A 16,853-nucleotide genomic window follows, 5' to 3' on the forward strand; every position below is an offset into this window, starting at 1 on the left:
TTTTCCAACTGTGACCAAAAAAAAGCCCTTATTGCATGTAAGGACTACTTATAAGATGCCATTTCTGTGAAAGATCTATACACAAAATCGATTATTTTGATAAATACGCAAAAGCCGGTTGATACTTGGTGAGGATCCGTGCTTGAATTGTTTCTTTTTCTTGATTCGTTAACGGAACATCACAAAATCGATGGACATCCATATTATGTTTTAGATCAGCCAATTTTACTTTTCGCGCAATGGGATCCACTTTTATTTTTTTGACATACTCCATATAAGGAACGTGCTTATCGTGTGTCAATCGTGCAATCGCATCGGCCACTTCTTTTGGAAACAGGTCCCGGATGTCTTCGATCGTTACATCCGTATCTTCGACTGTATCATGCAGAAGAGCCACACAACATGTATATTCATCATCCATTTGTTCAGCTACGTGCAAAGGATGAAAAATATAGGGCTTTCCTGCTTTATCCACTTGATCCTTGTGTGCTTGATAAGCAATCATCAATGCTTTTCTAATCAACTGCGTATAAATCATTGTCTACCTCCTAGATCTTTATTATACGCTTCTTTTTGGGCAAGGAAGCCTACAATTTTTGCTACGACATCTTCTACTTGATCCTTTTCTTCGATGTGAATAGAAAGGATGCGATCACCAAAGGCATCGAGTTGAGCAAAGGCTTTTTCATCCATGGACAATCGCTTTTCCATGTTTTTTGGTTGTTCCTTTCGTTGGGCTAAACGTTTGCGTGCCAATTCTTTTGAAAGGCATAATTGAAAGACCAAAGAATCAGGAAAAATAGATAAGATCTTTTTGACTCCTGCAGGATCTAATATAACGACACTTTTGGGTCGTTCATAATCTTTTTTTATGGATCCATAGTAAGCATCATTAAAATAGGTCCATTCAAAAAACGCTTTCTGATCGATCATTTTCTGAAAAGCATCTCGAGAAATAAAATGATATTCTTGACCATTTTTTTCCTGTTCTCTTTTCGAGCGGGTCGTATATGTAATGATTCGATGATACCCATATTGTTTTTGGAGAATATTCGCTATGGTTGTCTTCCCACTGCCAGACCAACCACAGATGACGATAAGTGACATAAACTCACCTTCCCTTAACTTTCATTAAAAAACTATGTATACTAAGAAACGAAATGAGGTAAAGTATGAAACGAACAAAAACTTTTCAAGTTCATGTAAAAGATCTAGCCATCGGTGGAAATAATCATGTCGTGATCCAATCGATGTGCAATATCAAAACGGAAAAAACCGATGATGTCATTACCCAAATTCGCCAGCTCGAATCTTTAGGATGCGAACTGATTCGAGTGAGTTGTATGGACATGAATGATGCCCAAGCCATTCAAACGATTGTTCAAAATATTCATATTCCATTAGTAGCTGATATTCACTTTGATTATAAACTGGCCTTGGCATGTATAGAAGCAGGTGCCAATAAAATTCGATTAAATCCGGGAAATATTGGCAAAAAAGAAAATGTCGAAAAAGTTGTGGAAGCATGTAAACAATATCATGTTCCCATTCGTATTGGGATCAATGGCGGTTCTTTAGAAAGAGATATCCATGAAAAATATGGAAAACCAACGGCCCAAGGAATGATTGAAAGTGCCATGCGCCATGTCAAGATCTTAGAAGAACATGATTTTTATAATACGGTCCTTTCCTTTAAATCCAGTGACCCCCTCCTTTGTATCGAAGCCTATCGCCTGGCTAGCGAAACCTTTCCGTACCCGTTGCATCTAGGCGTTACCGAAGCGGGTACTGCTTTGACCAGTGCTATAAAATCTTCTTTAGCATTGGGCAATTTATTGTTGGATGGAATTGGCAATACCATCCGTATTTCCGTCAATGGCGATCCCAGCCAAGAAATCATCATGGCCAAAGAGCTTTTAAAAGATTGTCATTTGATCAATCACGTTCCCAATTTGATTGCTTGTCCAACCTGTGGACGCACGCAATGGGACATGGAACCGGTTGTCAATGAAATGGAAGACTATTTAAAAACCGTCCACAAAAACATCACCGTTGCGATCATGGGTTGTGCGGTCAACGGTCCTGGTGAAGCAAAACATGCCGATATTGCGATTGCTGGTGGTAAAAACGAGGGCTTATTGATCAAAAAAGGACAAATCATTGAAAAGATTCCGCAGGATCAAATGGTTTTGCGTTTAAAACAAGAAATTGATGCTTATAAAGAAGAGGACTAGGCTCGCACTGGCCTAGTCCTCTTTTTTTTGAGCATTTTGCACCATGAAATACGAATGATACCCAATACAAGCAATATAGGCGACACTCAATAAGATCAATAACACAAAATGAGTCGATGTGGCACTTTGTACATAGGTATATCCTGCATAAGCCAATCCCAAAGCCACCACGATCATTAAGGCAATATCGGTCTTGACATTTTTTTGTCCTTCACTGGTTAATTGAATAGCTTTTAGGCTCATGGCATAAACCACGATCGCCAAAGCATATAAAATCGCAATAAAAATATAAATTCGCATATTCTCCTCCTACTGCAAACAATCAGCCAATGAATCATCTTCAATAAAGGTGTTCACATTATAGACATACATCATCGAATCAATTTGATCTTGTTTGATCAATTGATGCAGATCTCCGTAATAATAACGTGGATCCACAACTGTGATGGATTTATAATATGGAATCAAAAAAGGAATCAATGCATTGGCATAACTATCTTTGATCAACAAAAGATGTCCTGTGGCATTGGTATCCATTTCCATTCGAACCAAGGCATGATTACCATTGCCAAATACGGCATATTGGTCATTGGATGCGATGGCTTTGGAATGATACCACGTCCGAGATCGCGTTCCATCATCTTCATTAGTCACTAAATAATCTGGTTGATCTTTAGGTACAAAAATATGAATGGAATCCTTGATCCCGACACTTCCTGTTGTATGAGACAGTGTACCATGAAATGAATCAGAAACAAGCATTTGTTTATAATCCGATTTCTTACTTTCGGGATATAAAGCTTGAAAAGCATAAAAAGCACCTAAACTTGTCCAATGATGATCCGTTTTATAATAGATATATTCTTGGTCATGTTTTTTCAGTGACTGACGTAGATCTACGATTTGAATGGATCCATCAATTTTTTTATCGATCGTGTGGATGATTGCATTTTGATCATAGGCTATCGCATCTTTATCGACGTGATCCTTTTGCATAGATAAAGCCGTTGGTGCAAGAAGAAACGAAGTCGGAATACCCGTACTCTTTGATAATATATTGATGGCTTTGATATTTCGATGGATTTGTGCCCATTGTGGCTTTGCGCTATCTTGGATCAATTGATCTTTGGCAAGAAAAACATCGTTGATCTTTTGATTTTGTGTCGCTTTCAAAAACAAATATCGACCATGGATCCAGATATTTCGACCAACAAATTGATCCGAAAACCATGTAGTGATGGCCGATTGATACCTTCCATCCCATACATTTTGCCAAGACCAAGTAGGAAATTGCTGCAACGACCGGTTTTCAATCGTTGATTGATCGGCATCTGGCCACAAAAGATTGATAATAAACGTCAAACAGAGGATCGGCACAAAACATCTTCCCAATCGTTTGGCAAATTGTTTTTGTTTCATTTCTCTCTCCTAAAAAGCGGCATATAAAAAAGTCTGATAGGTGCTGCCAACCATCATACAAATACACAACAAAAAACTAAGGCCATACAAACCTACCATCCACCATGTATTGTATCGATGAATACATACATGTTCGACATGATCCCAAAAAGGGAGCATAAAGAAAATACTAGCAACATATACGACCCAATGAGAATGGAAAATGAAGGCATCCATACCTGTGATCCATGGTACGTGTCCGAATGGAATCATCAAAGTCAATATATGAAATGCTTGAGAAAGATCCGTACTAAAGAAAAAGACCCAGCCAATCATGACCAAAACAAAGGTATAGATATGACTACCTAATGGATGATTTTTTAATACGGGTTTCAAATAATAATGCTCCAATAAAAGTAGAGAACCATAGTACAAGCCCCATACAATAAAGGTCCAATTGGCTCCATGCCAGAGTCCGGTACAAAACCAGACGATTCCTATGTTTCGTATATAATGGCTTCGATTTCCTCCCAATGGAATATATAAATAATCACGAAACCACGTTGATAGCGAAATATGCCAACGACGCCAAAAGTCCTGAATGCTTGAAGCCATATAGGGGTGGCGAAAATTGGGTTCGAAATGAAATCCCAACATTTCACTGAGGCCAATGGCCATATCGCTATAGCCACTAAAATCAAAATAAATTTGAAGAGTATAGGTAAAAGTCAATAACCAGGCTCCAAAAAAAGAAGATGTAGTTTGCAGACTGTGAAAAGCCAATGCCAAAGAATCAGCCAATACGACTTTTTTGACCAGTCCTTTTAAAAATAGAATGCTTCCTTTTCCTATATTTGACCACTGGATCGAGCGATCCTTACATGCATCGACCATCTGGTGATAGTCAACGATCGGTCCCATACTGATCTTACCAAAATAACTAACATAGAGTGTATAGTTCAATAGATCATGACTGGCAGGGCATCGTTTTGCATATACATCCATCAAATAGGATATTTCACTAAATGTAAAAAAGGATAAGCCAATTGGAATGCTCGTTGGTTGGATGCCAAAGAAAAAATGCGAATATTTAAATGCCATCAACACCAAAAGATCCACAACGATCCCACTTGTTACGATTGTTTTTTTCTTTTCAGACCGCTCCATGACTAGACCGGTCAAATAATTCCAAGCAATGGATAAAAGCAAGACACCAATATGCGAAAGATTGGCCCAACCATAAAAGATCAAACTAAAGATAACGAGTCCGATATTTCGTTTTTTTATGTCTTTGAAAAAATATTGACTGATAAAAACCAAAGGAAAAAAGCCAAATATGAAGAATAATGTTTGAAAGCCCATCAGTATGCCCTTCTTAATGCAGCTATTTCTTCTTTATAAGGTGGCTTACCATCCTTATAAGGAGTTTCTAAGATCTTGGTAACATCTTGTAGTTTGGGATGATGGGCAATTGCGTATAAACAATCAAAGCCTATATATCCTTCACCAATATTGGCATGGCGATCTTTGTGGGTACCTCTTTCATTTTTGGAATCATTCAGATGGATACAAGCCAATTGATCCAATCCCAAAACGGCATCAAAGTGTGCCAATACTGTATCAAAAGCATGAAGGTCATAGCCCGCATCATGGATGTGACAAGTATCCAGACAAATTTTGATGCGTTCTTGTTTATGAATGCCCGATCGAATGTGGGCCAATTGCTCAAATGTAGATCCCAATTCCGAGCCTTTTCCAGCCATGGTCTCTAAAGCGATACAAATTGATGAATCATCCGCATCCAATACCGCATTTAACCGATCAATGATCGATTGTATGGCCACGTTTACATCCGCTTTTAGGCTAGCGCCTGGATGTAAGACCAAAGTAGTCGCACCAAATGCTTGGACACGTTTTAATTCACTGGCTAGGAATTCTTGTCCAAACTGTGCGACTTCTGGTTTTATGGTATTGGCTAAATTGATCAAATACGGGGCATGAACGATCACACGGTAACGATCCCAGCTTTGTTCTTTCATCAAAGCATGCGCTTGATCGATCTTCAACCTTTCAACAGGTTTGCGCTTGGTGTTGCTGGGAGCACCCGTATAGATCATACAAGCATTGGCACCATACGATATGGATTCTAAAATGGATCCATAAAAGTAATTAGGCGCCTTCATGCCTACATGAGAGCCCAAATAGATCATGACGCTTTCGCCTTCTCTCGTTGTTTCTGTTTCGCCCGTTCTTTTTTCTGTCTTTGAATATCTTTCTGGATCATTTGACGCTTTCGCTTTCGCTTCAAACGTTCAATTTCTTGTTTCTGTTTTTTCTTGTATCCAGGTTTAACTTTTCTATTTTTTCGACGGACAATGCGTTCAATTTCCTGATCGAATTCATCTTTTTGATGTGGTTTCTTTGTTGGAAAATAAGGTTTTAATGAGATCCATTGTCCTTTCTTTACATCTTCATGATGAAATTTCACTTCTTTCGATAGGGTTTGAATGGCTTTCGCATCCTTGTCTTGATACAAAGCAATACAAATGCCATCGCGATTGGCACGACCCGTACGACCAGCCCGGTGGATGTAATATTTCAAGTCTTTTGGGAAACCACAGGAAATGACATGGGTCACTCCATCCAGATCGATCCCACGAGCCGCAATATCTGTGGCAACGATGTATGTTTTTTTCTGGGCATTGATCAAACGAATGGATTTCAAACGTTCACGAGATTCCATCGAACCATGAATTTCAACAAGATCATAATCATGCGCTCGTAATGTTTTGGCAAGTTCTTCAGCTTCTTCATTCGTATTCGCAAAGATCAAACAAACATAGGGTTGTATCGTTGGGAGGATATCTAAAAGTTTCCCACTGTATGTTTTATGTTTACAAGGTACTAGGATATGTTTTACATTGGCTTGAAAATTCGCTTTTTCATCGATCTGGATCATATATGGATCGTGAAGATATTTCTTTAAGAATGGCTTCAAAGCTTCTGGTATGGTTGCAGAAAAAACCATCAATTGGATCTTTTTATCCATATGCGAAAGAATCGTGTCAATATCTTCTAAAAAGCCAAATTCCAAGGTCATATCGGCTTCGTCAATAACCATGACTTTGGCCGTATCGAGTCGTAGGATCTTATCTTGTAAAAACACATCTTTCATGCGTCCGGGTGTACCAATGACAATATGTGGCAAAAGGGTACTACTTTTCTTTTCGCTGCCACCGGTCACTAGTTTTACACGCATGCCCAATGCATCCGTCAATTTCTTACATCTTTCATAGAGTTGATAGGCTAATTCACGAGTGGGTGTAGAAATGACGGCCTGCACCTCATTTTTATCGGGGTCGATTTGTTCCATGATTGGCATGAAAAAGGCATGGGTCTTGCCGGAACCGGTCGATGATATACCAATCACATCACGTGATTTATTGGATATGTGTAAAATTTCACTTTGAATGGGGGTCAATTCTTTAAAATGTTCGATTTCCATGATACGTTGTACAATTGTGCTGTATTCCATGTTGAACCTCCTTTAAAACGTGTCTATCGTAACACACAAAAACTTTGAAAACAAATCACGAGTTCGTATAATAAGGGTATGCAAATCATCAAAGTAAGACCACAAGGATATTGTGGTGGTGTATTAAAAGCGATTGATATGGCAAAACAAGCACGCCAGCAATATCCAGACGAAAAAATCACGATTTTAGGAAATCTCGTGCACAATGCCTATGTGAAAAAAGCCTTGGCCAAAGAAAACATTCAGACTCTTGAAGACCCCTCAAAGACACGCCTTGAATTATTAGAGGAAATTGATGATGGAATCGTCATATTTACGGCGCATGGAATTCATCCACAAGTCAAAGAGAAAGCGTTGCACAAGGGACTGCATGTGATCGATGCAAGTTGTCCTTTTGTTTTACAGACACAAAAAATTGTCCAACAAAAACTACTTGAAGGGTATGATGTTTTTTATGTTGGCAAATATCAACATCCCGAAGCGGAATCCATTTATACGTTGAGTCCATCTGTGCATTTGATCCAGGATACCCATATTCCTGACATTACCAATCCACATATTTTTGTGACCAATCAAACAACCATGTCGATCGAAGATATCGATCATATTTTTCAGGCCATCAAAGACAAATATCCAGCGGCTGTATTCCATGATGAAATCTGTAATGCGACTCGGATTCGTCAACAAGCCATTCTGGATCTAAAAGACCAAAATATAGATATATTGATTGTCGTGGGGGATCCTTCCAGCAACAATACACAAAAATTATTGGAAATTGGCAAAAGTGCAAATATTCCCTTACGGCTAAAGGTGCAAACGTTTCAAGACATTGATCGACAAGCTTTGGATCCAAATGCCAAGATTGCGATTACTTCTGGAGCGAGTACCCCGCCTTATTTGACCAATCAAGTGATTGCTTATCTACAAGGAAAGATCACAAAAAAAGAAGAGATACAAATAGGAAAGATCCTATAATGTATCTCTTTTTTGTAGAATTTCGAGTTCTTTTTCAAACGCTTTTCGTTTGGTAGGGACTTGTTGGACAAGTTGTTTTAATTTTTTTTCTTGATCCTGTAGATAGCATTCATAATCGGATGACGTTTCTACATGATATCCATAACGCAAGGCAAAGGGCGATAGATCTTGTTTGTATTGAAGATATCGACAATCAAGGATTGGATAATAATGTTTATCCAAAACCATTTGTTCTCTTTCAATCACCAACCCATGACTCGAAACATATTCTCTTACGAGTTCTGCTTGAGAGTGTGGTGAGATCAAGAAACGCATAGAAGGATACAATGTTGCTTTTTCTAAGATATCGATGATCGTATGCCCTCCCATTCCGGCAATCACAACGATATCCACATCATTGGGTAGCCCAATCATTCCATTTATAAGCAAACATTGGATCGTATCTTCCAGATGGGCTTGGCGAACTTCGTTTTGGGCTCTGGCCAAAGGTTTTTGTGCAATATCACAGGCATAAGCTTTTTTCACCTTGTGTTGTTTAATGGATTCAATGCATACATAACCATGATCACACCCAATATCCGCTAAAACATCGCCTTCTACCCAATCGATCACATGGGCCAAACGTTTTGAGATCATGATTTCATAAAATCTTTCAAACGTTTTGCTCGATTTGGTTTTTTCAATTTGCGAATGGCTTTGGCTTCAATTTGACGGATACGTTCACGGGTTACATTGAATTCTTTGCCTACTTCTTCCAAGGTACGGGTGCGACCGTCTTCCAAACCAAACCGCAATCGCAATACTTTTTCTTCTCGTTCGGTCAAACCTTGTAAGATATTATCGATTTCATCTTTTAATAATTGATTGTTGGTATAATCATCCGGTGATAAAGTTTCTTTATCTTCAATAAAATCACCCAAATGCGAATCGTCTTCTTCACCAATTGGTGTCTCTAACGATACGGGATCCAAAGCAATTTTTTGAATTTCACGAACTTTATCGGCCGTAATATTCTCCATCTTTTCCGCAATTTCTTCTGGTAATGGATCACGACCTAGATCTTGTACCAATTGACGTTGGATACGCGTCAACTTATTGATGGTCTCGACCATATGTACCGGAATACGAATGGTACGGGCTTGATCAGCAATGGCACGGGTTATGCTTTGACGGATCCACCATGTTGCATAGGTAGAAAATTTAAAACCTTTTTTATAATCAAACTTGTCAACGGCTTTGATCAAGCCACAATTTCCTTCTTGGATCAGATCCAAGAACAACATGCCACGGCCTACATATTTTTTGGCAATGGATACAACCAAACGTAAGTTGGAAGAAATCAAAATTTGTTTGGCTTCTTCATCGCCTTCCTGGATTCGTTTGGCAATGATGGGTTCTTCTTTGGGATCCAAAAGCGGAATCTGACCAATTTCCTTCAAATACATTTTCACAGGATCATTGATTTTGGAATGGGATGAGTTCGCAAAGGTCTTCTCCAATTGAGAAATATCTTCACTGACAGAATCTTCACTTTCATCTTCTACAGGTTCTAATTCATCTTGGGAATCATCAATGAACTGAATATCATTGGTGTCACACCAATCGAAAAGATCATCCATCTCTTCATCGGATAATTTCAAATCATTGATCGCATCCATGAACTCATTTTGCGAAATGTCTTCATTGTTTTCATTGGCCTTCAATAAATACGCTTTACTTTCGTCAACGGATTTAAATGCTTTCATTTTGCTTTTCGTTGCCATAACTTATCCTCCCTTGTTCATGTAACAATCGTTGTTTATCAACCGACAGCTTTGCTTTTTCAAGTGGATCTGCCACCGTTTTGATTTTCGCATTGATCGCATCGATCTGTTCTTGCAGAGTACATATTTTGATCTTCTTCATACTATCGTTAAAATATGATTCATCAAAATCGGTTTTGCGATAGGGATCATTCCATATCTGCATTAAAAACGAGCGAATGTCTTCATCGGTGATCTGAGCCATTAATTGATCCCGGTCCAATCGATCATATGTACGATAGAGATCGTAGATATATAATGATAATTTCTGACATCTTGGATCTTTAAAAAAGCCAATTTCATCACGAAATCGCTGACATGCTGATTTGCTCAATAATATACAATTTAATATCGCCCGCTCCGCTATATCACGTCCTGGCATCGGTTGAGATATATGTATAGGTACGGAACGTTGTTTTCTTATTTTTGGCTGCACTGGTTGCTGGATCATCGTATGGAAATCAAATCCAGTTTTTTGTTTTAATTGTGCCAAATACGTTTCTTTTTCAAAAGAATTGGCCATTTTTTCAATGGCTTCAAAAATTTCTTGGGCATAAGCTTTTCGATCTTCATAGTTGTCCAAATTATATTTGGTCAATAAATGATCGAAGAGAAATTCCACAAAAGAAATGGTACGAGATACAAAAGCCGATAGTTCTGCTTGTCCTCCTTGATCAAAGATCTCATCGGGATCTTTATTGGTATGATTCTGCACTACAACGATATCCATATTTTGTGCAAGTGCCATCTTGCCAAACTTATACGTTGCATTTTGCCCCGCTGTATCGCCATCGTAACAAATGGTCACAGGCACTCGCAAACGTCGAATCAGTTCCAATTGTTCGGTTGTACAAGCCGTGCCTAAACAAGCAATGCTCTCATGGATGTCTGCTTTCTCAAAAGCTAATACATCCATTGCCCCTTCTACTAAAATGACGCGATGGGCCTTATGGGCAAAAGCTTTCACACGATGATAATTAAAGATGACATGGCCTTTTTCATAGATCTTTGTTTGTGGACTATTGATATATTTAGGTTCATCTCCTGTATTGGTCAGTTTACGAGCGGTAAAGCCAATTGGATGTCCATTCGCATCATGAATGGGAATCACAAAGCGATCATGAAACAAGATATGTCCATTTTGAGTCAATCCCAACTCTTTTAATGTATCAGCATCGTATTGTTTGGCCTCAAAATATTTTTGTGAAGCCATTGCAGAGGGTGCATAACCAATTTCGAAACGATATAAAATATCTTCATTGATCTTACGCCGATGTAAATAGTCCAAAGCCAATGTTCCTGCTTCACTTTTTAACTCATACTGCATATAGGAAATATAGGCCTGCAAGATATCATGATACGTTTGATTGGGATCAACTTTTGGTTGATAAGCCTCCTTGGGCAGAGCCAATGGATAACCAATCATATCGGCTACTTTCGCTACTGCTTCCGGAAAGGAAATATTTTCCATTTTCTGTACAAAGCCAAATACATCGCCACCAGCGCCACATACAAAACATTTATAGATTTGCTTGTCCGTAGAAATCGAAAGACTTGGATCATGATCATCATGAAACGGACAGAGCGCCTCATAGTTTTTTCCTTTTTTTGATAACGACAAATACCGTGACATGATATCGACAATATCGGCTTGTGCACGGATTGCCTTTAGATCTTGTTCATTGATCCAACTCAATCTCATCACCTACTAAAACTGAATGCGTTTTGTGATATATGCTTCCAATTCATCCAATGGAACGCGAACTTGTTCCATCGTATCTCGATCACGAACGGTTACACAATGATCTTCTTGTGTATCAAAATCAACAGTTATGCAGTATGGCGTACCAATCGCATCTTGACGGCGATAACGTTTTCCGATACTTCCTGTTTCATCATAGGTACAACTACATACATCACATAATTGTTTAAAGACATCCATAGCTGGTTCTTTTAATTTCTTTGATAATGGTAAAATAGCGACTTTATATGGTGCTAAGAATGGATGTAACTTCAATACGGTACGATCTTCTTTTTCTAAATGTTCGATTTCATAAGCTTCAGACATAACGGCCAAAATCAATCGTTCGACACCGACACTTGGCTCAATGACATAAGGAATATATTTTTCATTGGTTTGTGGATCAAAATATTCCAGGGATTGTTTACTATGTTCTTGATGTGCTTTTAAATCAAAATCCGTACGATCGGCAATACCCCACAATTCGCCCCAACCAATTGGATCTTGGAAATTGTATTCAATATCACTTGTACCATTGGAATAATGAGCCAATTCTTCCGGATCGTGTGCACGCAAACGAATATTTTTTTCATCCAAGCCCAGATCCTTTAAAAATTGTACGCAAGCTTTACAATAGTATTCAAACCATTCTTTATCCGTGCCTGGTTTACAGAAAAACTCTAATTCCATTTGTTCAAATTCACGCGTACGGAAAATAAAGTTTCCGGGAGTGATCTCGTTACGGAAAGACTTACCAATTTGACCAATGCCAAATGGAATCTTTTTCCGCATCGAACGTTGCACATTCTTAAAGTTTACGAAAATACCTTGAGCTGTTTCTGGACGCAAATAAATCGCATTTTTGGCATCTTCCAAAACACCTTGATAGGTTTTGAACATCAAATTAAATTGACGAATGCCTGTAAAATTTTTAGCTCCACATTTTGGACAAGCAATCTCATGATCTTTGATGAATTGTTCCATCTCTTCGTTTGACATTCCAGCAGCACTGACTTCATTATGTGTTGCTTCTTCGATCAATTGATCGGCACGAAAACGGGATTTACATTCTTTACAATCCATCAAAGGATCACTAAAACCACCAACATGGCCACTGGCAACCCATACTTCTGGATTCATCAATATGGCTGATTGAATCCCGACATTATTTGGATCTTCATGGATAAACCGCTTCCACCATGCTTTTTTTATATTATCTTTGAGCTCGATTCCTAATGGACCGAAATCCCATGTATTGGACAAGCCACCATAGATCTCTGATCCTTGGTAAACGAATCCGGCATTTTTCATGTGTGCTACCACATCGTTAAATGACAATCCACTCATTATTGTTCTCCATTTCTATTTGTACCATGACAAAAAAAGGCACAAAGATGTACCTTAATATTATATATCAATTTTGCTCGAAATTGAAGTTAAAAATCGTAAGCTCGATAGGTTTAAGTTTAGATAATACGCAATCCAACTTGCCCATTGTATAAAATCGGATTGATCCATCGTATAGTGCTGACAAAACGATTCGTAGGCAACGGGCTGTACATGAAATAAAGAATGAATTTGGATCAATTCGGCTTTCTTTTTTTTACCAATATGCGATGGATTGCAATAAGAACATAGAAAACCACCTTGTTTGATGGATAAGGCCTCAATAGAATGTGTCCGACCGCATTGAACACAATGATCCACACAAGGATCGATTCCTTGATGATGAATGATTTCTTTTAAACAAAGACAGGCATACGTATATCCATTTGTATGGGTATGAAACGCTTGCCAACAAGTCGTCATAAGATGCATAAATGCTACATTGATGGGTCCTAAATGAACCAGATCATTGAGAACTTGACATGCGGTCTGTATTTCCAGATCTTCTAAAATATGATAAAAATACTGTTTGTTTGCTCCATATAACAACAAGGGAAATCGATTGGGCCTTTCATCAATGGTAAGATGCACCAAACTAAATGGTTGGCATAGTATGCGATTTTTTGATTGCATCGATTGTACACCGCGTGCTCGTACTCGCAAAATTTCATGGGATGTCAACAAAGTGATAATGGCATCTTTTTCACGATATTCTTCATTTTTTAAGATCAAAGCATCGATGTCTCTAGTCGTCATCAAATTCATCCAATCCAAACGCCTTGATCTTGTCTTCGTGATTTCGCCAATTGGGTTCAACACGAACATACAATTCCAATTCGACGCGTTGTCCAAGCAAGTCACTTAGCTCTTTTTGTGCCGCTAAGCGAATGGAACGAATCATTCTTCCTTGTTTACCAATCAAAATGCCTTTCTGACTCTTCTTATCCACGACCACCATCATTTGAAGATGATACCCATTTGTCCTATGCTCGCTTTTTTCCAGTAAGACAGCTACACTATGCGGAATTTCTTCATGGGTACGCAATAAGATCTTTTCCCGTACGATCTCACACATACGAAAATTAAGATCATGATCACTTTTCATTTCTTCTGGAAATAAAGCAGGACCTTCTTTTAAATACGACTTCATCACTTTTAAAATTTCCGCTAAATTATCGGCTTTTTTGGCACTAATGGGAATGATTTCATCAAAATCATAAACTTTAGACCAATTCAAACAAACATTCATCAGTTTTTCTTTGCTCATTTGATCAATTTTATTGATCAATAAGATGACTGGTTTATGAAGGGATTGAATGCGTTCAAGAATAAATGTATCCCCTGCTCCATAGGTTTCCATTCCATCCACGATCCATGCCAAAACATCACAATCTTCCATCGCCGAATAGGCATTCTTATTTAGAACACGACCCAATTGTTGCTGCGGTTTATGAATACCCGGGGTATCCACAAATACATATTGAGCATCCGGTTTTGTCAGGATGCCAGCAATGTTGTTCCGTGTAGTATTGGGCTTATCCGACATGATGGCAATTTTTTCTTTGAGCAATTGATTCATCAATGTACTCTTGCCCGCATTGGGACGCCCAATAATCGCAATGAATCCTGATTTATACATACTCTGTTTCCTCCTAGATCACTTTTGGGATAAAAATCATAAGTCCGGTAATGGCTGCACAAAGACAAATGATCAATACCCCAAAAGCAGCCATATCTTTGATTCGTTTTGCGCGTGGATCCCGTTTTAAACTGATATAATCCACACATCGTTCAATACAAGAATTGACGACTTCTGCCGCAATGACAAGGCCAATGCACCAAATGATCTTGAGCCATTCATCCCCATTTAACCGAAAGAGAAAGCCACATACGATCACAACAAGGCCAAACCCCATTTGATAGCGAATACTGCGATCTTTCAAACAAGTCAAAAAGCCACAATAGGCATAATAAAATCTACCGAGAAACCATTTCATCCAATATCACATCCTGTAATCCGAACATTTCTTTTTCATCTTCGGGGCTCATATGATCATATCCCATCAAGTGCAAAAGGCCATGGCAAAATAAGAAACAAGCCTCACGACGAATCGAGTGCCCATACTCTTTTGCCTGCAAACGAATTGCATCAACATTGATGAAAATATCACCTAGTTCATACTGATCTTCTTGTGTATATGCATCGTCTAGATCATCTTGCAGCGCAAAACTAATGACATCCGTAGCTCGATCGATATTTCGATACATCCGATTGATTTCATGAATTCGTTCTGGTGTGACATAAATCACAGATAAGGACCAATTTCCTGGTCGATCCAATATTTCACATGTTTTTTCTAAGATAGCTTGATAGTCTTTTTTGAACCGATACATCATCGGATCTTTTGCTTCATTGATAAAAATAATTTCCATACTGAGAGTATATCATAAAAAGGGGCATTCTCCTGTCCCTTAGCTATTATTTTTTAGTACCGTATCCATCGTTATTTTATGGATGCGTTGGATATCCAGCATCATCACGAACAGATAGCCAACAAAAACTAAAAGTATCATGCGAAGCTTGCCGTTCGCACTTAAGAAGAAAGCAAACCAACCATCCATGGTTTGCATCATCTTCCAGATATATGCCATGAGCCATTCACTCACAAAGGACATTACGATGCAAACAATCAATACGACAATGATAGTTGGTCCGATGATGATTTTCGAAATTTCTTTTGTGGAATATCCTAAAATCTTGGTCATCGAAATGACATTTTCATTGCGTTCAATGATCAATTTGGTTAATAAGTACAACAGGATCACGGCACATACAACACAAAGATATTGAAAATACGACATATAAGCTCCCATGGAATGATCAAGTTGTTTGGCCATTTTCAAAATGTCTTTTTACTGATGGTCGTCACAATAGAATGACTATCGATATCATTGATCTTTTCATTAGAAAACCATCCATTGGTATAGTCATCAAAAAGCGATGTAAATTGCGTATTGGTTGTAAAGACAGCAAGAGAACCTGAATAATCATAGATTCCTGCCACTTTTAATTCGTAGGTGGAAATCATATTGAGCATGCAAAACAATCGTATCACCAACTTGGATATCGTATTTATCATGCATGCTTTGACTAATCAATATTTGATTTCCTTTCAAATGACGCAGTTGTTTGGATCGAGTAAATTGACTACTTGGTTTTACACCAAAAATGGACACCTCTTCTTGGAAAGAATTGGTTTTATAATTGAGTGTTTCCATCAAAAAAGATTCTGCTGATGAAACCGATGTTGTTACATCATCATCGGTTACGATTGTTTCATATTTGGCTAACATCAAACTCGATACATCGTTTTGATAATGTTTTAACGTATCGGGTAGGCCAATAGCCATAGAAAGCAAGATCATCACAAAGAAGATACCAACACATACAGTTGCATAAGTCGGTATATTCTGCAAAGTCATACGCCATTGGATTCGATGCAAAAATGATCCATGTCGTAAAGAAATCGCATGACGTTGTTTGGCTTTGTGTAGATCATGTCGTAAGAAGGCCAATGGTGAAAATTTAAGTTTGCGATAAATCACCCATCCATCTATCACAAATATCAAACATAAAGGAATGATGGTCGTTTGAATAAAGGCATCAGCTGAAAACAAGGTGTGATACGTAGGTAAACTGTAACTATTATAATACATATTGACAACCACATTTTTTAATACCGTATAGCCTAGGAGATTGCCTATACAACATGAAACCAAAG

General features: G+C 38.3%; 20 protein-coding genes. 2 read left to right on the forward strand and 18 right to left on the reverse strand.

From position 1 onward, the window contains the following. Positions 1-91 precede the first annotated feature (91 nt). Complete coding sequence (locus MOZ64_RS02835) at positions 92-538, reverse strand: HD domain-containing protein (RefSeq protein WP_320325100.1); 447 nt, start codon at positions 536-538, stop codon at positions 92-94. Further along, complete coding sequence (locus MOZ64_RS02840; protein WP_320325101.1) at positions 535-1,107, reverse strand: guanylate kinase; 573 nt, start codon at positions 1,105-1,107, stop codon at positions 535-537. The genes MOZ64_RS02835 and MOZ64_RS02840 overlap by 4 nt, the downstream gene beginning before the upstream one ends. A 65-nt stretch (positions 1,108-1,172) precedes the next feature. Here MOZ64_RS02840 and ispG point away from each other — a divergent pair, with 65 nt between their 5' ends. After that, positions 1,173-2,234, forward strand: coding sequence for a flavodoxin-dependent (E)-4-hydroxy-3-methylbut-2-enyl-diphosphate synthase (gene ispG, locus MOZ64_RS02845; protein ID WP_320325102.1), 1,062 nt, complete (start codon positions 1,173-1,175; stop codon positions 2,232-2,234). 12 nt (positions 2,235-2,246) lie between these two features. Here ispG and MOZ64_RS02850 read toward each other — a convergent pair whose 3' ends face one another. From MOZ64_RS02850 to MOZ64_RS02870, 5 genes are read right to left on the reverse strand one after another with little or no spacing between them, the layout of a single operon-like run. Then, the gene (locus MOZ64_RS02850) at positions 2,247-2,534 is read right to left on the reverse strand and encodes a hypothetical protein (RefSeq protein WP_320325103.1); all 288 of its coding nucleotides are present in this window, start codon (positions 2,532-2,534) and stop codon (positions 2,247-2,249) included. A gap of 9 nt (positions 2,535-2,543) precedes the next feature. Further along, the gene (locus MOZ64_RS02855; RefSeq protein ID WP_320325104.1) at positions 2,544-3,653 is read right to left on the reverse strand and encodes a DHHW family protein; all 1,110 of its coding nucleotides are present in this window, start codon (positions 3,651-3,653) and stop codon (positions 2,544-2,546) included. 9 nt (positions 3,654-3,662) lie between these two features. Further along, positions 3,663-4,994 (reverse strand): MBOAT family O-acyltransferase, encoded by a 1,332-nt coding sequence (locus MOZ64_RS02860; RefSeq protein ID WP_320325105.1) that lies wholly within the window; start codon positions 4,992-4,994, stop codon positions 3,663-3,665. After that, entirely contained in the window at positions 4,994-5,842 is an 849-nt protein-coding gene (locus MOZ64_RS02865) for a deoxyribonuclease IV (RefSeq protein ID WP_320325106.1), read from the reverse strand. The genes MOZ64_RS02860 and MOZ64_RS02865 overlap by 1 nt, the downstream gene beginning before the upstream one ends. Further along, positions 5,839-7,167 (reverse strand): DEAD/DEAH box helicase, encoded by a 1,329-nt coding sequence (locus MOZ64_RS02870; RefSeq protein WP_320325107.1) that lies wholly within the window; start codon positions 7,165-7,167, stop codon positions 5,839-5,841. Before MOZ64_RS02870 ends, MOZ64_RS02865 begins: the two co-directional genes overlap by 4 nt. 78 nt (positions 7,168-7,245) lie before the next feature. On the opposite strand from MOZ64_RS02870, the gene ispH reads away from it, so the two are divergent. Continuing rightward, positions 7,246-8,142, forward strand: a complete 897-nt coding sequence (gene ispH, locus MOZ64_RS02875; RefSeq protein WP_320325108.1) for a 4-hydroxy-3-methylbut-2-enyl diphosphate reductase — start codon at positions 7,246-7,248, stop codon at positions 8,140-8,142. Here the strand turns inward: ispH and MOZ64_RS02880 are convergent. Genes MOZ64_RS02880 through MOZ64_RS02930 form a run of 11 tightly spaced genes read right to left on the reverse strand, consistent with a single transcriptional unit; the run spans position 8,137 to position 16,788 of the window. After that, positions 8,137-8,778: a class I SAM-dependent methyltransferase gene (locus tag MOZ64_RS02880; RefSeq protein ID WP_320325109.1), complete on the reverse strand. Its 642-nt coding sequence runs from the start codon at positions 8,776-8,778 to the stop codon at positions 8,137-8,139. The two genes, ispH and MOZ64_RS02880, sit on opposite strands and share 6 nt — an antisense overlap. After that, complete coding sequence (gene rpoD / locus MOZ64_RS02885; RefSeq protein WP_320325110.1) at positions 8,775-9,905, reverse strand: RNA polymerase sigma factor RpoD; 1,131 nt, start codon at positions 9,903-9,905, stop codon at positions 8,775-8,777. The genes MOZ64_RS02880 and rpoD overlap by 4 nt, the downstream gene beginning before the upstream one ends. After that, a complete protein-coding gene (dnaG, locus tag MOZ64_RS02890; protein ID WP_320325111.1) occupies positions 9,874-11,646 on the reverse strand; it encodes a DNA primase in 1,773 nt (590 codons plus the stop codon). Before dnaG ends, rpoD begins: the two co-directional genes overlap by 32 nt. Positions 11,647-11,652: 6 nt before the next feature. After that, positions 11,653-13,032 carry a glycine--tRNA ligase gene (locus MOZ64_RS02895; RefSeq protein ID WP_320325112.1) on the reverse strand — a complete coding sequence of 460 codons (1,380 nt, stop codon included), beginning with the start codon at positions 13,030-13,032 and terminating at the stop codon, positions 11,653-11,655. A 60-nt stretch (positions 13,033-13,092) separates the two neighbouring features. Further along, positions 13,093-13,827: a DNA repair protein RecO gene (gene recO / locus MOZ64_RS02900; protein ID WP_320325113.1), complete on the reverse strand. Its 735-nt coding sequence runs from the start codon at positions 13,825-13,827 to the stop codon at positions 13,093-13,095. Continuing rightward, the gene (gene era / locus MOZ64_RS02905; RefSeq protein WP_320325114.1) at positions 13,817-14,710 is read right to left on the reverse strand and encodes a GTPase Era; all 894 of its coding nucleotides are present in this window, start codon (positions 14,708-14,710) and stop codon (positions 13,817-13,819) included. Before era ends, recO begins: the two co-directional genes overlap by 11 nt. Positions 14,711-14,723: 13 nt before the next feature. Continuing rightward, a complete protein-coding gene (locus MOZ64_RS02910; protein ID WP_320325115.1) occupies positions 14,724-15,068 on the reverse strand; it encodes a diacylglycerol kinase family protein in 345 nt (114 codons plus the stop codon). Beyond that, positions 15,049-15,504, reverse strand: coding sequence for an rRNA maturation RNase YbeY (gene ybeY, locus MOZ64_RS02915; RefSeq protein ID WP_320325116.1), 456 nt, complete (start codon positions 15,502-15,504; stop codon positions 15,049-15,051). Before ybeY ends, MOZ64_RS02910 begins: the two co-directional genes overlap by 20 nt. Positions 15,505-15,543: 39 nt before the next feature. Continuing rightward, the gene (locus MOZ64_RS02920; protein ID WP_320325117.1) at positions 15,544-15,969 is read right to left on the reverse strand and encodes an FtsX-like permease family protein; all 426 of its coding nucleotides are present in this window, start codon (positions 15,967-15,969) and stop codon (positions 15,544-15,546) included. Between the two features lie 2 nt (positions 15,970-15,971). Then, positions 15,972-16,160, reverse strand: a complete 189-nt coding sequence (locus MOZ64_RS02925; protein WP_320325118.1) for a hypothetical protein — start codon at positions 16,158-16,160, stop codon at positions 15,972-15,974. Beyond that, positions 16,120-16,788 (reverse strand): hypothetical protein, encoded by a 669-nt coding sequence (locus MOZ64_RS02930; RefSeq protein WP_320325119.1) that lies wholly within the window; start codon positions 16,786-16,788, stop codon positions 16,120-16,122. Before MOZ64_RS02930 ends, MOZ64_RS02925 begins: the two co-directional genes overlap by 41 nt. Positions 16,789-16,853: the final 65 nt, after the last annotated feature.

The sequence above is a fragment of the Absicoccus intestinalis genome (assembly GCF_033971885.1).
Taxonomy (GTDB): Bacteria; Bacillota_I; Bacilli_A; order Erysipelotrichales; family Erysipelotrichaceae; genus Absicoccus; species Absicoccus intestinalis.

Excerpts from the sequence above, each read along its gene's own strand:
- MOZ64_RS02895 (WP_320325112.1), bottom strand. The coding sequence starts at position 13,032 with ATGAGTGGATTGTCATTTAACGATGTGGTAGCACACATGAAAAATGCC.
- ispH (WP_320325108.1), top strand. The coding sequence starts at position 7,246 with ATGCAAATCATCAAAGTAAGACCACAAGGATATTGTGGTGGTGTATTA.
- rpoD (WP_320325110.1), bottom strand. The coding sequence starts at position 9,905 with ATGGCAACGAAAAGCAAAATGAAAGCATTTAAATCCGTTGACGAAAGT.
- MOZ64_RS02920 (WP_320325117.1), bottom strand. The coding sequence starts at position 15,969 with ATGGCCAAACAACTTGATCATTCCATGGGAGCTTATATGTCGTATTTT.
- MOZ64_RS02840 (WP_320325101.1), bottom strand. The coding sequence starts at position 1,107 with ATGTCACTTATCGTCATCTGTGGTTGGTCTGGCAGTGGGAAGACAACC.
- MOZ64_RS02855 (WP_320325104.1), bottom strand. The coding sequence starts at position 3,653 with ATGAAACAAAAACAATTTGCCAAACGATTGGGAAGATGTTTTGTGCCG.
- MOZ64_RS02835 (WP_320325100.1), bottom strand. The coding sequence starts at position 538 with ATGATTTATACGCAGTTGATTAGAAAAGCATTGATGATTGCTTATCAA.
- ybeY (WP_320325116.1), bottom strand. The coding sequence starts at position 15,504 with ATGGAAATTATTTTTATCAATGAAGCAAAAGATCCGATGATGTATCGG.
- MOZ64_RS02860 (WP_320325105.1), bottom strand. The coding sequence starts at position 4,994 with ATGGGCTTTCAAACATTATTCTTCATATTTGGCTTTTTTCCTTTGGTT.
- MOZ64_RS02910 (WP_320325115.1), bottom strand. The coding sequence starts at position 15,068 with ATGAAATGGTTTCTCGGTAGATTTTATTATGCCTATTGTGGCTTTTTG.
- MOZ64_RS02880 (WP_320325109.1), bottom strand. The coding sequence starts at position 8,778 with ATGATCTCAAAACGTTTGGCCCATGTGATCGATTGGGTAGAAGGCGAT.
- dnaG (WP_320325111.1), bottom strand. The coding sequence starts at position 11,646 with ATGAGATTGAGTTGGATCAATGAACAAGATCTAAAGGCAATCCGTGCA.
- MOZ64_RS02930 (WP_320325119.1), bottom strand. The coding sequence starts at position 16,788 with ATGTATTATAATAGTTACAGTTTACCTACGTATCACACCTTGTTTTCA.
- MOZ64_RS02850 (WP_320325103.1), bottom strand. The coding sequence starts at position 2,534 with ATGCGAATTTATATTTTTATTGCGATTTTATATGCTTTGGCGATCGTG.
- MOZ64_RS02925 (WP_320325118.1), bottom strand. The coding sequence starts at position 16,160 with ATGATTTCCACCTACGAATTAAAAGTGGCAGGAATCTATGATTATTCA.
- MOZ64_RS02870 (WP_320325107.1), bottom strand. The coding sequence starts at position 7,167 with ATGGAATACAGCACAATTGTACAACGTATCATGGAAATCGAACATTTT.
- MOZ64_RS02865 (WP_320325106.1), bottom strand. The coding sequence starts at position 5,842 with ATGATCTATTTGGGCTCTCATGTAGGCATGAAGGCGCCTAATTACTTT.
- era (WP_320325114.1), bottom strand. The coding sequence starts at position 14,710 with ATGTATAAATCAGGATTCATTGCGATTATTGGGCGTCCCAATGCGGGC.
- recO (WP_320325113.1), bottom strand. The coding sequence starts at position 13,827 with ATGACGACTAGAGACATCGATGCTTTGATCTTAAAAAATGAAGAATAT.
- ispG (WP_320325102.1), top strand. The coding sequence starts at position 1,173 with ATGAAACGAACAAAAACTTTTCAAGTTCATGTAAAAGATCTAGCCATC.